12 protein-coding genes are annotated in these 15,611 nt (G+C 55.3%); all 12 read left to right on the forward strand.

Annotated features, from left to right (window positions below; translation table 11 throughout):
- Window positions 1–51: 51 nt before the first annotated feature.
- The 12 genes from BM235_RS30880 to BM235_RS31815 all read left to right on the forward strand — a co-directional run bounded on the left by BM235_RS30880 (window position 52) and on the right by BM235_RS31815 (window position 15,494).
- Window positions 52–888, forward strand: coding sequence for an AraC family transcriptional regulator (locus tag BM235_RS30880; RefSeq protein WP_090118114.1), 837 nt, complete (start codon window positions 52–54; stop codon window positions 886–888).
- A 142-nt stretch (window positions 889–1,030) separates the two neighbouring features.
- Window positions 1,031–1,924, forward strand: coding sequence for an ABC transporter permease (locus BM235_RS30885; RefSeq protein ID WP_090118115.1), 894 nt, complete (start codon window positions 1,031–1,033; stop codon window positions 1,922–1,924).
- 3 nt (window positions 1,925–1,927) lie between these two features.
- Window positions 1,928–2,824, forward strand: a complete 897-nt coding sequence (locus BM235_RS30890) for a carbohydrate ABC transporter permease (protein WP_090118116.1) — start codon at window positions 1,928–1,930, stop codon at window positions 2,822–2,824.
- A gap of 111 nt (window positions 2,825–2,935) precedes the next feature.
- Window positions 2,936–4,633, forward strand: a complete 1,698-nt coding sequence (locus BM235_RS30895) for a type 2 periplasmic-binding domain-containing protein (RefSeq protein ID WP_090118117.1) — start codon at window positions 2,936–2,938, stop codon at window positions 4,631–4,633.
- Between the two features lie 156 nt (window positions 4,634–4,789).
- On the forward strand, window positions 4,790–6,622 hold the full coding sequence (locus BM235_RS30900; RefSeq protein WP_090118118.1) for a sensor histidine kinase: 1,833 nt from the start codon (window positions 4,790–4,792) through the stop codon (window positions 6,620–6,622).
- Complete coding sequence (locus BM235_RS30905; RefSeq protein ID WP_090118119.1) at window positions 6,615–8,225, forward strand: response regulator transcription factor; 1,611 nt, start codon at window positions 6,615–6,617, stop codon at window positions 8,223–8,225. Before BM235_RS30900 ends, BM235_RS30905 begins: the two co-directional genes overlap by 8 nt.
- Window positions 8,226–8,521: 296 nt before the next feature.
- On the forward strand, window positions 8,522–10,972 hold the full coding sequence (locus tag BM235_RS30910; RefSeq protein WP_199408968.1) for a glycoside hydrolase family 27 protein: 2,451 nt from the start codon (window positions 8,522–8,524) through the stop codon (window positions 10,970–10,972).
- Between the two features lie 152 nt (window positions 10,973–11,124).
- Window positions 11,125–11,580, forward strand: coding sequence for a hypothetical protein (locus tag BM235_RS31810; protein WP_143106760.1), 456 nt, complete (start codon window positions 11,125–11,127; stop codon window positions 11,578–11,580).
- Entirely contained in the window at window positions 11,558–11,842 is a 285-nt protein-coding gene (locus BM235_RS30920; protein WP_143106761.1) for a hypothetical protein, read from the forward strand. Before BM235_RS31810 ends, BM235_RS30920 begins: the two co-directional genes overlap by 23 nt.
- Window positions 11,843–11,998: 156 nt before the next feature.
- The gene (locus BM235_RS30925; RefSeq protein ID WP_090118122.1) at window positions 11,999–13,600 is read left to right on the forward strand and encodes a hypothetical protein; all 1,602 of its coding nucleotides are present in this window, start codon (window positions 11,999–12,001) and stop codon (window positions 13,598–13,600) included.
- Window positions 13,601–13,762: 162 nt separating this feature from the next.
- Complete coding sequence (locus tag BM235_RS30930; RefSeq protein ID WP_090118123.1) at window positions 13,763–14,962, forward strand: winged helix-turn-helix domain-containing protein; 1,200 nt, start codon at window positions 13,763–13,765, stop codon at window positions 14,960–14,962.
- Between the two features lie 106 nt (window positions 14,963–15,068).
- A complete protein-coding gene (locus BM235_RS31815) occupies window positions 15,069–15,494 on the forward strand; it encodes a hypothetical protein (RefSeq protein WP_143106762.1) in 426 nt (141 codons plus the stop codon).
- The last annotated feature ends 117 nt before the right edge of the window (window positions 15,495–15,611 follow it).

Genomic DNA, 15,611 nt, shown 5'->3' on the forward strand with positions numbered 1-15,611 from the left:
CATCGGAACGGAGAAAAGCTGGATCTATTGGACGAAGGGGGGACGATCTGATTGAAAGAAAACTTGCTGCGGGCCGCGACGCTGATCGATCCGCAGACGCAATCCAATTACCATATCGTCGAATCCATTAAGCACGCCTTTCCGTTGCACGGGCATGACTTTTACGAATTGTTCGTCATTATGGCGGGACGCTGCACGCACCTGGTCAATGGCGAGACGCAGACGCTTAAAGCGGGCGAGATGGCGTTCATTCGCCCCGGCGATACGCATGGCTACGACTTCTGCGGCGAAGAGGACTGCCGCTTCATGAATATTAATTTCTATTCGGAGGCGGTGGAGAGCGCGATGGAATTCGTAGGCAGGCCCGGCTTCTCGGCAAGGCTGAAGCGGTCGAAGCTGCCGCCTATTCTCCGGCTGGCGCCTGCCGATGCGGACTATTTGACGCAAAAGGGGGGGCTGATCGGGGTATACGCGACGATCGACAAGTCGAAAGCGCGCTCGGCGGCACGCAGCTGGCTGGTCGATGCGCTGACGCTTTACTTCCTGGACGATCGGGACGAGAATCAAAAGGCGATGCCGGCGTGGCTGGATCATCTGCTGCTCGAGCTGCAGAAGAGGGAGAACTTCATTGATGGTCCAAGTCGACTGAGCGAGTTGTCGGGCCGCAGCGCCGGACATTTGAACCGCGTGTTCAATCAATACTTGCAGACGACGCCGACCGCTTACCTGAACCGGCTGCGCCTCGCGCATGCCCGCAACCTCCTGCTCACGACGAGCCTGGGCATTATGGAAGCCGCCTATGAAGCGGGGTTCGACAATCTGAGCCACTTCTATCATCTGTTCAAGAAGCAATACGGCGTCGCTCCCGGCAAAATTCGTTCCGGCTGAACCTTTTTAGAGACAGCTCTTGCCCATGTCGGCACGAGCTGTTTTTTTAGGCAAATCCAATCAGCGCGACAATAATCCAATCGTTGTTACGTTGTTGCCGTCCGAAGGCTGCCCGTATAATGGGAACCACTGAGGTGATCTTATGCTAGCAAGAGTGGCCAAATACCGTTGGCAGTATGTCATGATCGCGCCCGCCGTCGTCCTGCTGTTCTTGTTCAGCTACATTCCGATGGCAGGCGTGCAGGTCGCGTTCAAAGATTTCCACATCGGCGGCACGATCTGGAACAGTCCGTGGATCGGGCTCGACAACTTCGAATTTCTGCATGACGACCAGTTCTGGATCGTCGTAAGCAACACGCTGTGGATCGCCGCGCTCAAGTTCGTCTTCGGCTTTCCGGCGCCGATTATGCTCGCGCTGCTCATCAACGAGGTGCGGCACAACAAATTCAAGAGATTCGTGCAATCCGTCAGCTACTTGCCGCATTTTTTCTCCTGGATCGTCGTGGCGTACATTCTCCAATCGCTGCTGACGCTCGACGGCGGACTCGTTAACGCGTTCATCGCCGATCTCGGCGGCGATCAGATCTTCTTCCTCGGCTCGACCGAATGGTTCAGGCCGATGATCGTGGCGAGCGGCCTGTGGAAGGAAGTCGGCTGGAACACGATTCTGTACCTGGCCGCGATTACGGCGATCGACCCGCAGCTCTATGAAGCGGCGCGCGTCGAAGGGGCCGGGCGACTGGCGCAAATTCGCTATATCACGTTCCCCGGTATTCTGCCGACCGTCTCGATCGTGCTTATCCTGAGCATGCCGAGCCTCATCGCAGTCGGCATGGACCAGATCTACCCGCTGATGAACCCGGCCAACCAGCCTGTCGCCGACGTGCTCGATACTTACGTGCTGCGTAACGGTCTGCAGCAGGGCTACTTCGGACCGGCGACGGCGATCGGCCTGCTGTCCTCCGTCATCAGCCTCATCCTCGTGCTGGGTACGAACCGGTTGTCCCGACGACTGAACGGGGAGGGGCTCTGGTAACCGATGAAACGTTCCGCATCCGAAAAATTTGGTCAAGCGATGATCGCGGCCATCCTCGCATTGCTTTGTCTCTCCGTGCTGTATCCGTTCCTGTACATGCTCGCGATCTCTCTCAACGTCGGCAGCGACGCAGCCAAGGGCGGCGTCTACCTGTGGCCGCGGGATTTCACGCTATCGAATTTCCAAGTCGTACTCGGCAACGCCGTCATTCAGCACGCATACGGCATTACCGTGGCGCGTACCGCGATCGGGACGGCCGTCGGCCTGCTCGTCACCTTGCTCGCCGCCTTCGGCTTATCGTACCGCCAATTGCCGATGCGGGGAACGCTGCTCGGCTACGTGCTCATCACGATGCTATTCAGCGGCGGTCTTGTTCCGTTCTACATCCAGCTTCATCAGCTGTCGCTGCTCAATTCGTTTTGGGTGTATATCATCCCTAGCGCTTTCTCGGCCTGGAACATGTTCGTCATGATGAAGTTCATTCAGGGCATTCCCGATGCTCTCATCGAATCGGCCGAGCTGGACGGTGCCGGCCCGCTGCGAACCTTGCGGTCGATCGTCGTTCCCTTATCGAAACCGATGCTGGCCGCGATCGGGCTGTTCACCGGCGTCATGCACTGGAACGACTGGTTCGCCGGCGCTTTCTTCGTATCGGATCAAAATCTCATTCCGGTGCAGACGTTCTTGCAGCAGCTGCTATCGGCGCAGGATCTGTCAGCCGTGCTAGGCTCGAACAACAATATCGAGGCGATGGCGCGCGGTACGATCCTGTCGAACATCACGCTGATGTCGATCAAGATGGCGACCGTCATGGTGAGCGCCATTCCGATTTTGTGCGTATATCCGTTTCTTCAGCGGTACTTCGTCAAAGGCGTGCTCATCGGTTCCGTCAAAGGCTGATCGCGAAGCGGCCTAGCCGCCTCGCGCAGCTATCGCGCCATTCTAACGGGTATGAAGCTTCATCCTATACCAGCTATTCCGTCCATTGAGACAAGGAAGGGGACACCATTCATGGTTTTGCGCAAGGAGACAAAAAGAAAGAGCGTCATCGCACTCGGTCTCGCTATGTTGATGATGGGCACGGCAGCCTGCTCGAGCGGGAGCGACAAAGAGAGCAACGCCACTCAACCGGCCGTATCCGAAGGAAGCGCGCCTGCTTCATCCGAGCCGGCAAGCTCCGCCGGACCGAAGGCATTCAAGCTTTGGCTTGGCTGGAACGCCACGATCAACAATGACAGCATGGTGCAGAAGTATTGGCGGGAAAAAGGGCCGGGCATCGACGTCCAGCTGGAAGCGACGCAAGGGGACACCCTGACGGCGCTCAACCTGAAGCTGAACGCGGGCAGCTTCGATGACGCTGCCGTGTTCGCACGCAACGATGTCGTCGATTCCGCGATGATTCGTTCGGGACAAATCTTGCCGCTCGAGCAGTATTTCGACATGCCCGACAAGTATCCGAGCCTAGCTTCCATTCCAAAACTGTATCTGGACGCCATGAAGGACGCGGACGGTCATATTTGGTCGATTCCGAGCTGGTTCGATCAGAATCCGAACGATCCATGGCCGGGCTGGGCTTCCTTAGGTTGGTTCATCCGCACCGATGTGCTGGAGAAGACCGGCATGACGAAGGATGATTTGAAAACGCTTGACGGCGTGGAAAAATACCTGAAGGCCGCCTCCCAAGTGACGGACGCGTCGGGCAAAAAGCTGATCCCGCTGGACTTCCTCTCCGATGCGAGCGACGAAAACGTCATTCTGAGCACCTTCGGCGTCACGACGGCAACCGCCGGCGGCGTCATTCCCGTCGAGAAGAAGGGGGACGACTACCAGTTTATCTACGACGATCCTCAGTACAAGGCCGCTTATCAGTGGATGAACAAGATGTACCGCGAGAACCTGCTCGACCGAGAAGTCATAACCGACAAGACGGAGCGTTACCGGGAGAAGACGAAGTCCGGACGTATCGCGATGAATGCCGGCGGCTTCTTTAATATGGACGCGCATATCTGGGAAACGCTCGACGGACCGACGGAACCGGCCTGGTATTACGACACCATTCCGTATCCGCAGGTGCCGGGCGTCGACCATATCGGGTCCAATCAGATCGTTAGTCCATACCCTGGCAACGACGTCTATATCAGCAAAGATACGAAGAACCTCGAAGCGATTCTGTCGTTCATGGACTACATGCTGCAGCCGAAGCCGGAGATGCAGCAGATCGCGAACGAAGGGCCTCCGGGCGTCTATTGGGACTGGGCCGACAAGCCGCTGGGCAAGTGGAAGTACATTAATGCCGATTACTCGGCGCTGCACGATTCCGGGGATGCGGCGAAGAAAGCGAGCACGACGCCCGAACTGTATGGCTTGTCCTCCTACAACAACGAATGGTATCCGTGGTGGAACGTCGCCGTCATGGAGCCGAAGGGTCGCCAGAAGACGATCGATTTCACGGAAGCGGTCGGCAAAATGGGCGGCGTGCGCATCGCCGAGACGTACGATCGGGTGAAGGCGAAAACAGGTGGGCTGTGGGAAAAGTATCTGCCCGAGCTCGAGAACGTGCGCAAGGAGTACAAAGCCAAGCTGCTGATGGCCAAGGACGACGGGCAGTTTGAGTCGGTCTGGACCGATTTCCAAGGCGCGTTGGAGAAGCGCGCGCACTGGAGCGAGCTGAAGGATGAATGGCACGCGGAGCTGCCTCTGACAAAATGATCTCCTGCCTGACCGAAGTTAGAAGGGAAGCCGTAGCGATCGTTGCGGCTTCTCTTTCCTACTTCTAGCAGCCGGCAACCTCGCTCTGATATACGGACGTCCTTGCCGATCCGAATCGACCGTATTATACTCCGTTTATCTAAGGGAGGGGTAGCCTTGCGCAGGCTTCTGGAGAAGTGGATCATCGGGGCTACCCGCAAGCTGAACTTGCGCAGCAAAATTCTCGTGCTGTACGGCCTCATTCTATTGTTGCCGACGCTAGCGCTAGGGATAGGCGCCATCTATCTCGTGATCCACAGCTTTACGCAAAGTTATATGTCCGCTGCGGACGAAGCGGTCAGTCAATCGGCGAAAATGGCGGAATTCAGCAAGAGAAGCTACGATCTGCTAGCGGTAAGGACGGCGACCGACGGCGAGCTGATCGCCCGGCTCGGACGGGAATATACGGATATGCCGGAGATTGTAGACACCGTCAACTACGTAGACCGAACGTTTCTGATTACGAGCAAGTATTTGCCCGGCATCGCGGACTTCCGCATTTACCATACGAACGAGACGCTCGTCCAGGACGGTCAGCTGCTGTGGCGACCGGAAGACCGGATGCTGTCCGGCATGGACGAGCGGACCTGGTACCGCGAAGGGGTCGAATCGGACGCGCCGCTGGTATGGAGCAACGCAACGAACAATCCGAAAATGAACGTCATTACGCGTAAAATCATCGGCCCGAGCGGCGACGTGCTGGGATTGGTCTATATTCTGCTCAATTACGACGCCGTGTTCGGCGAGCTGCTCGATCATCCGTTTAAGGGCAGCGGCAGCTTGTATATCGTCGATGCGGCCAATCGTATTCTGGCTACTTCCGATGAAGCCCACATCGGCAACCGTATCAAACTGAGAAGCGATGCTTCCGCCGGCGACTCGAGTGCCGAGAGCGGAGGGAGCGCGCGCGTGCTTGACCTGAGCCGAAACCGGGAGCTGCAGATCGTCAAGCCGCTGGAATCCGGCTGGAAGGTCGTCGCGCTTATCCACATGAAGTACATGGATCGCCAGAACCTGACGATTCTGCTGCTGATCGTCGGCATAACGGCGCTTTTCCTGCTGCTGTCGGTGTCGCTCATGATGACGATCGTCAAAAATATCGTATGGCGCATCCGCAAGCTTGGCGCCCGTATGAGCGATGTCGCGCAAGGCGAATTCGAGGTGACGGTGCGCAGCCAAGGCCGGGATGAGCTCGGGGATTTGGAGAACGTATTCAATTCGATGTCGGTGCGGCTCGGGAGACTCGTCGAGGACATTACCCGCGCCGGTCTCATGGAGAAGGAACAAGCGTTCCGCTCGCTCCAAGCGCAGATCAACCCCCACTTCATCTATAATTCGCTCGGGCTGCTCAGGTGGCGGGCGATCTATGCGAAGGACGACGAGCAGATCCGCATCATCGATGCGCTGACGACCTTCTATCGGCTCACGCTCAACAACCAGATCAGCGTCATTCGCGTCAGGGAGGAGCTGGAGCACGTGAAGGCGTATTTGGACATCTGCCAGTTCCGCTATCCGGGACGCGTGCGGATCGAATGGGAAGTTGAAGAGGCCGCGCTCGACTGCTACACGATCAAGACGGTGCTGCAGCCGATCGTCGAGAATTGCTATCAGCACGGCGCGATCGCCCGCAGGCCCGATGCCCGAATCGTTATCGCCGCCGCTGCGGAAGACGGACGGCTCCGTATGACCGTATACGACAACGGCCTTGGCATGGCGGAGACGACGATGCGGGAATTGGAGGCAGGCGCGTACGCGAGCAGCTCGTCCAAGGCGAAGAATGGAGCGAACGGGTTCGGGATCGCGAACATCCGGAAGCGGCTGGCGCTCTACTTTGGCGGCGACGCATCGCTAACGTTCCGCGGCGAGCAGTGCGTCTGGACGCAGGTAGAGCTGAATATGCCGTCCTTGGCTTCGCCGCCGTCGATCAGAAGGGAGATGTCGAATGATTAACGTACTTATTGTCGACGACGAGCCGTCTAACCTCTATGGATTGGCGCGCACTATCGATTGGGAGGAGCTGGGCTACGAATCGCCGGCGCTCTTCGAGTCGGCCGAAGAAGCGCTGGAGGCATTAAGCCGTTCGTCGTTCGACGTGTTGATCTCGGACGTGTCGATGCCCGTCATGAACGGAATCGAGCTTGTGGAACGGGCGAAGCCCTTGCACCCGCACTTGCAGGTTCTCATGATCAGCGGTTACAGCGAATTCGAGTTCGTGCAGGACGCCATTCATGTGGGCGCGCAGGCGTACGTGCTGAAGCCGCTCAAACTGGACGAGGTGAGCAGCCGGTTGACGGCGTTTCGGAAGACGATCGAGAAAATGCGCCATGTCATCGCGCAGACCAACGAGCTGGAGAAGAAGGTGACGGGCAGCGCGAAGCTCGTCAAGGAACGCTTCGTCAGCGACTTGATCGCGGATATGCCGCTGACGGACGAGCTGATCGCATCGTGGAGCGAGCTGCTGGAGCTCCCGGACATCGGACGGGGAATCCAGACGATCGTATTCGGCCTCGATTCGTTCGGCTCGGCGGGACGAGAGGCGAAGGAGAGGATGCTGCTCGGCAGCGGCTTCAGGCAGACGGTCGAGGTCGCGTTGTCCGATATGGAATCGGTTTATGTCGCGCAGACGAGTCCGGAGGAAATGGTCGCCCTGCAGTTGAATCCGACTTCGGAGGAGCGGGCCAGGCTGGAGAAGCATCTTGCCTTCGTGCAGCGCATGATGTTAGACCGCTTCGGCGCGAAGGTCACGATCGGCTGCAGCCGACTGGCTGACCGATGGGAGGACTGCGCGCTCGCTTATAAAGAAATCAAGTTCGCGATGGCCAAGGCGCGCCTTGTTGAAGACGGCCAGATCGTCCGCTACGAGAGCGGCGACGCGAGCGAGTTCAAGGACTATCGGCTGCGCGAAGAATGGATGCCCCATCTTGTCCGACTCATGGAAGAGGGGGATGCAGCGAAGGTCGGCGGATATATGAACCGGATCCTTGACGTGTTGCTGTCCCAAGAGCCGGTTTCTTTCTCGTACGCCCAGGCATTTGGCATGAGCTTTTTGAGCGAGTTAATCCGCACCTTGAAATGGAAAAACGCGGCGGAGAGCGATACGAACATCCTCATCTGGCGCCGAATGCTCGATTGCGGCAGCACAGGCCAGATCGCGGAGCTTCTCGTCGAGTACGTGGACCGCTACATGCAGGTCGAGAAGAAGGACCGGCTCCATCAGCAGCATCATCTGATCCGCTCGATCGCCGATTTTATCGAAGCGCGACTTCAGGAGAACTGGACCGTCAAGCAGCTCGCCGAGCAGTTCGAGCTGAACGCGAGCTATCTGAGCGTGCTGTTCAAGCGCGAGATGGGCAAGACGATCTCCGAGTTCGTCCAGGCAACCCGAATTCAGCAGGCGATCAAGCTGCTCCAGGACCCCAACATTAAGATATACGAAGTGGCGGACCGGGTCGGCCTTCAGACGCAGGCTTACTTCACTTTTTTGTTCAAGAAGCTGGTCGGCTGCACGCCGCAGGAGTATCGCGATTACCGATACGACTCGAACGAGGGCTAAGCCGCGTACATACAGTCAGGTTGAAAGAAATAATCGGCGGAACGGTACGCCGAACGACGCAATTGTACCTATTTTTACTGCCAAAATGCTTAGATAATGAATCTAGCCCGCTAAATGAAAGCGCTATCATTTGAGTGTAAATTGATTAATTCGCTTGAGAATCATTCTGCCTGGAAAAGGGGGGATGCGGCGGATAAATGGCATGCAGCTGCATGACGGCCGCAGGGGAGTCAACGCGCCCTTCGGCGGTCGGTTCGTGGCTTCACGATCCAAAACAAAGGGAGATGATGTTTGTCATGTTCAAAACTTTTATCAAGCTTCGCATCCTCTTGCTGACCGTTGCCATTCTCGCGACGCAAGCGGGAATCGCGATGCCGCAAGCGCAAGTCGCCAGCGCCGCCATCAACGGGCTCGGCCAGAAGCCGTATATGGGCTGGAGCAGCTACAGCATGCAGGTTTATTCGGGCAGCAATCCCTTTATCACGGCAGCCCAGATCAAGGCGCAGTCGGATGCCATGCACGCCACGCTGCAGTCGCACGGCTACGAATACATCAACATCGACGCGGGCTGGAACGGAAGCATGGACGGATTCGGCCGGCCGATCCCGAGCACGACGCTTTACCCGAACGGCTTCCAGGACGTCATCGACTACGTGCACGACAACGGGCAGAAAATCGGCATCTATCTGATTCCTGGGCTGTCGAAGGACGCTTACAATGCCAATCTGCCGATTTACGGCACGACTTCCTGCCATATGCAGGATATCGCCGTCCAGCCGCTTACGACGGCAGACTACTGGAACATCGGATACAAGATCGACTTCTCGAATCCCTGCGCCCAAAGCTACGTCAACTCCATCGCAGATTTGATCGCGTCCTGGGGCATCGACTTCGTGAAGTTCGACAGCGTGACCCCGGGCTCCGGCCATAACGATACGTCGATCGACGCGCGCGGCGACGTGAAGGCGTGGGCGACCGCGCTTGCGCCGCACGGCATCTGGTTCGAGCTCTCCTGGGCGCTCGATCATAACTACGTCGATTACTGGAAGCAATACGCCAACGGCTGGCGCGTCGATTGGGACGTCGAAGCTTATCAGCCCGGCGTGAAACTGACCGAGTGGAACAATATCGCCCGCCTGTTTCCGGATGCGGAAACGTGGTGGCGCGACGCGAGACCGGGCGGTTGGAACGACTTCGACTCGTTGAACGTCGGCAACGGGGCAATGGACGGCCTGACCCAGGACGAGCGCCGCACGGCGATGACGTTATGGTCGATGTCGTCGGCGCAGCTCTATACGGGCAACGACTTGACCAATCTGGACAGCTTTGGCATCGGACTATTGACGAACGACGAGGTGATCGCGGTCAATCAGGCGGGGCGGCCGGCGCATCCGGTCTCGACCGCGACCAACCAGCAGGTATGGTACGCGAACAACGGGGACGGCAGCTACACGGTCGCCCTGTTCAACCTCGGCAGCGCTTCGGCTACGGTGACGGCGAACTGGAGCGACATCGGCTTATACGGCTCAGCAACGGTCCGCGACCTATGGACGCATACCGATCTCGGCAAGTTTGCGACGGGCTACAGCGCCGTAAACCTCGCGCCGCATGCGTCCCGGATGCTGCGAGTCGTCACGAACGGCGGCGCTAACGTCGTAAACGACGACGACACGGGCATCTCTTATACGGGAAGCTGGCAGCGGAGCTGGAATCGAGGGCTCGGCGATTTCAAGGACGACGTCCATTATACGCAGGCGAACGGAGACTATTTCGAATTTAAATTTAACGGAACCGGCATCGACCTGTATACCGAGAAGGATTCGTCGCAGGGGAATGTCGACGTCTACATCGACGGCGTGCTGAAGCAGACGGTCAATACTTACAATGCGACGCGTCAGACGCAGCAGAAGGTTTATAGCGCTTCGGGTCTCTCTAACGGCGTTCATACGTTGAAGGCGGTGAAAAAGACCGGTACGTATATGCTGCTCGACAAGCTCTCGTTCAACGTGGCAGCCCCGATCGAAGCGAACGATACGGATGCCGGCTTTACGTATTCCGGATCCTGGTCTACCAGCACCGCACGCGGCTTCGGGGATTACAACGACGACGTTCACTACACGATGACGAACAACGATTATTTCCAATACGCCTTCAATGGCACGGGGGTCGATCTCGTTACCGAGAAGGATTCTGCGCAAGGGGACATCGATATCTATGTAGACGGCGTCTTCAAGCAGACGGTAAGCACCTATAACGCGACGCGGCTCGCGCAGCAGACCGTCTACAGCATCCGCGGCTTGGCCAGCGGCTCCCATACGATCAAAGCCGTGAAAAAGTCGGGCACGTACATGCTGCTCGACAAGCTCAATGTCCGCAGCAGCCGTATTCAGCTGAATAATACGGATTCCGGCATTACGTACTCCGGCTCCTGGTCGCTGAACGCCGGCCGAGGCTATGGGGATTACAACGACGACGTGCACTTCACGGCTGCCAACAACGATTACATGCAATACACATTTAACGGTACGGGGATCGAAATGCTTGGCGAGAAGGCGTCGGATCAGGGCAACGTCGACATCTATATCGACAACGTCCTGCAGACGACGGCGAACACGTACAACGCAACGCGCCTTGTCAATCAGTCGATCTACAGCGTAAACGGATTGAACGCCGGCTCCCACACGATCAAAGCCGTCAAAAAGACGGGCTCGTATATGCTGGTGGATTCGCTGCGCGTGACGCCGTGATGCCTGGCTATAGCTAAACGAAAAGCACGCTTCTGGAATTAACTTTCCGGAAGTGTGCTTTTTTTCGTAGAGCTTTCAGGATATCAGTATCAACCATATAATTATGGAAGAAGTTAGACCTTTAAAAATCCAGAGAGAAACAGGGGACGTCCTTGATTAACTTCATAGAAGCCGCGAGTCTTTCGATTAAGGTGACATGCGACAGAGCAAGCAAGTCGGTGACGAAGGTTACGATCAATGACATTTCGTACGATCTGAATGCCGAACAATCAAGTGACATATCTGCGGGCACCGGGACTGCAACTGCCAAGCAGCTTTATCTGGATTTCATCGCCGAACAGGCGCCTTCCGATCAATGGGTACTGAAGGAATATGATGAAGAAGACTTGGATTCGGACGGAGAGAAGGAAGCGGTGCTTGCTTTTAGCGACCATTCCGACGAAAACCTGATCCATGCGATTTATATCCTCAAAACCGAGCATGGAAGGATCATTCAGATCGATGCGGAATTGGCCAATAGCGGTTACGGTGTTTATGAAGCCAGGCGATTATCCAGAAAAGGAGCACGAAGCCGTCATTCAATTCATGAAGTTAGCTGCGATTACTGACGAGACGGCTTCGGAAGCCAATCAGCGACTATCGGAGCTTTGTCCGTCCTGCACGCCACTGCAGCTGAGAAGTGCAGCGAAGTGGGTTTACGCCTCTCAATCGCTGTTGGATGATTGGGATTTTGATGTTCAAACCAGGGGTAATGAAGCCACCGTGCATATTACCGGGAGCGGCGACAACGAATCCGCCGCGACTTTTGCATTAATGAAAAAGAAAGGACGTTGGACGATCCTGACGATGAAGTTGACAGACAAGAACTGAGAAGAGTCTCGCAATCGTATGGGAATGTCCCACAATAGTTAAAATTAGACATGTATTCCAAACCGGTTACTTCTATTAAACTGTATGAAATGAAGCAAGGAAGTTCCGGCATGACAGGCATCATCGTGCAAATGAAAACGATAAGGGGAATCCATGATGAAGATGCATTATAGTATGGCCCATGAACCGCTGCTGGAATTATCCACGCGTGATGCGTTGGTTGCCAATATGAAGAAGGCCGGGATTGAGAAAATTTGGATTGCCGGTTTTTTCTCCGGCGACATGGTCGATCTCGAAGCGCTTAAGCAGGCGAAGGCTTATGCGGAGCAAAACGGGCTTGAAGTCGGCGCGCTGACGATCCCGGTCGGGCACCCGGGCAATTCGCTTAACCCGGACGACCCCGATTCAAAGCTGAAAATCCCCGATCATTGGCACTATCGGATCGATAAAAGAGGGGGAATCGCCTATTTCTGCGGGGCGATCGACACTTGTCTGATCGAGGACAACGGAAAAGCGGCCAAGCTGCTCCGCGATGCGGGCTTTAAAGAAGTATTTCTCGATGACGACCTTCGCATCGGCAACTTAAACGCAAATATCGAAGGCTGTTATTGCGATGCTTGCGTGGCGGAATTCAACGCGATTTACCGCCGTCAAGAAACAAGGGAAACCTTGAGCGCGCAAATGGCGGATAAGCAGGATACGGCCTTAATGAAGGATTGGGTTGCCTTTCAATGCGACAAAATTACGGCCGTCATGAAGGCGACTGATATTGAGGGCGTGCAGCCCGGGATCATGGTCATGCATTTTGGCGACGAACGGCACGGAATCGATATTCCCGCTATTCGGGAACAAATGCCGAACACGCTGTTCCGAGTCGGGGAACATCAATTCAACGATCATAAATTCGCCAATCCGTACGCAAAAGGCGAAGAAATGCTCGGTATTGCCTACCACCTGAACTTTATCGACAAGCCCTATGCTTATAGCGAAACGACGATTTTTCCTCCGCGGTCTTTAAAGGCGCATAACTTGGTTTATAAAGCGAAGCTGGCGATCGCAGGTGGCCTTGAAAATATCCTCTTCATGAGCGGCACATGGGCGATGGATGACAACTATTGGGAAGCGATTGCAGATGCGCTTCCGGTATTGCGAGCGTTAGACAAAGACTGCGCAGACGGGGAAAGAACCCATCCGGTTCACCTCGCTTACGGGACGCACGGCGCTTATGCAGAGCCCATTATCCCGACCAGTTTGCCGGTGCTCGCGGGCTTGCCGGTCAAACCCTTGCGTGCGGACCAGCGCGAGGATGACGGGGAGTTGCTCTTGTTTTTCGGCAATTATGAATTAACGCCGGAATGGCAAGAGAAGCTGCCTAGGTATAAACAAGTTATTTTTGACCAAAAGGCCGCGTTGAAAAATAAAGCGGATATCGAAGCGTTAAAGGCTACGGCTTCCAATCTTGTTTGCTGGGATTATGCAGCGACGTCAAAGCCTGACGCTGCCGAAGTATCGCTGCTTCAAGCGCGGATCGGTCAAGATGCGTGGGCGTTCCCGCACATCGTCGATGGAGGCCATATCGGGTTGGTATGGCTGATGAATAACGGGAAGGTCATTTTATATAACCTGTTGGAAACCGAAAATCAGGGCGTAGTCGAAATGTCGGGCAGCAAGCATCCCGTTCGCTTGAAGCCGTTGTCCTTCGCGGTTCTAACCAAATCAGGCTCGATAACGGAATACGATACGGAAATTCGGCTTTAAATGTAGAGATGCAATACAAACTTAGAAGAAGCTGCCGAGACGGGATCGGCAGCTTCTATGCGTTAGCGGGCATTTATCAATAGCACTTGTATTTATGTTCAAGATAATGGTAACATTTTATGGGATCATACGTTCGTTTGTTGTTAAGGAGCCGATATGTACATGATCCAATTGACGAACCGCCAGGCACGGCAATTTCTGCTATTAAAGCACGGATTGTTGGGCGAATATCGTTTTAACGAAAAGCAAGGCGTATTGGATTTTGTGCGGCAGGTCGGCTGCATTCAATACGATCCCATCGATGTTTGCGGAAAAAACGCCGAACTGGTGTTGCAGTCGCGAATCAAAGGATTTACCAAGAATATGCTCGCAGAGTTGCTGTATCAAGATAGAGCTCTTGTCGATTATCCCGACAAAAATTTGGCCATTATCCCTGTCGAGGACTGGCCGTATTTTGAACGTTACAGGCAGGCCGCCCGACAACATGCCAAACGCTATCCCGAAATGGACGCGTTGATGGAACAAGTACGCGTACACATCCAAAAGCATGGCGCGCTTAGTTCGGATGATCTTAAATTGGATGGGAATTTCGCTTGGCGATCGGCCATTCACTGGAGCAGCGGAAGCAATTCATCCCGGTCTGTGCTGGAGCAGATGTACTCGACGGGCGAATTGATTATCCATCACAAAAAAGGAACGCGCAAGTATTACGACATCGCCGGAAAGTACATAAACCCAGATCTGCTGAATGCGCCGGAGCCGCTGGAGGGCGAGCTTGAGCATCACAAGTGGCGAGTACTGCGTCGAATCGGCGCCGTCGGCCTGTTATGGAACCGCGCATCCGATGCCTGGTTAAACATATGGGGGTTAAAGGCGGAGCATCGCAACGAGGTTTTCCGCCAACTGTTGCACGAAGCTCGCATTGTTGCCGTTGCCGTGGAACAAATGAAAGATATCCTTTATTGCCGCGCGGAGGACTTGCCGCTTATGGAGGCGGTTCTGCAAAATCCTGCGCCGAAATGGCGCTGCGAGCTCATTGCCCCGCTAGATCATTTCATATGGGACAGAAAGCTGATTAACGAATTGTTTGGATTCGATTACACCTGGGAGATTTACACGCCTGCGATCAAACGGAAATTCGGCTATTATGCGTTGCCTTTAATATACGGAGAAAGCTTCATCGGCCGCGCCGAGATCATCGCGGAACGTAAAACCGGGACGCTCGTTGTTAAAAACTTCTGGTTCGAGAATGGCATAAAGCCAACAAAGCAATTGCGAACAGCCTTGAACGATTGTATTCAAAATTTCGCTTTGTTCAATGGATGCGAGACGACTTCTACAGCGGCTTTGAACTGGAAATAAGATGGTTGTGAATGGAGAACTAAGCCAATACCGATGCGCAAGTGCCTGTCCCTTTACCTTTCATGCGGCATAGGATAGTGAAGCATGACTCGAAGGGGGAGTCGATATGAAGTGGGATACGGGCTTAATCGCCAATGCAGGCCCGGGCCGGATGGCTGGAATGGTGATTACCGCAGCCAACCCATCGTGGAACTACGCGAATGTGCTGCTCGAAACGTATACTCGCACCGGAGATAGCGGTCCAATGACCGTATACGCGCAAAATTTGTTTACCGTCACGGACGGCTCGGTGGAAACCTATGCGTTCGCCGGGTTCGACCTGGTCGGGATCAGAGCTGTCGCCGCCGGTCCGGGATCGAACGGCGTGGCGCTGTCCGTAAGGGCTTTTAACGCGGAGGGAGGAGCTGCAGGGCAATTGCTCGTTTTTGCAGAGCCCACCTATCATTCTGCTCGACACGGGCGAAATCGCCAAAGTCGACGTGCGTTCCATGGCTATCCTCGATACTTTCTATCCCGGTTTCGCCGCGGCTGACTTGTTCGCCGCGAATGGCGGGAGCGCGCAGCCTTGAAGAAGTTAAATCTCGGTTTTTTATTTATTGGAATAGATGCAGCGAGAGAGGCATCGAATCATTTGTTTTAAACTTGATTC

Origin of the sequence: Cohnella sp. OV330, assembly GCF_900112065.1 — a bacterium.
Classification (GTDB): Bacteria; Bacillota; Bacilli; order Paenibacillales; family Paenibacillaceae; genus Cohnella.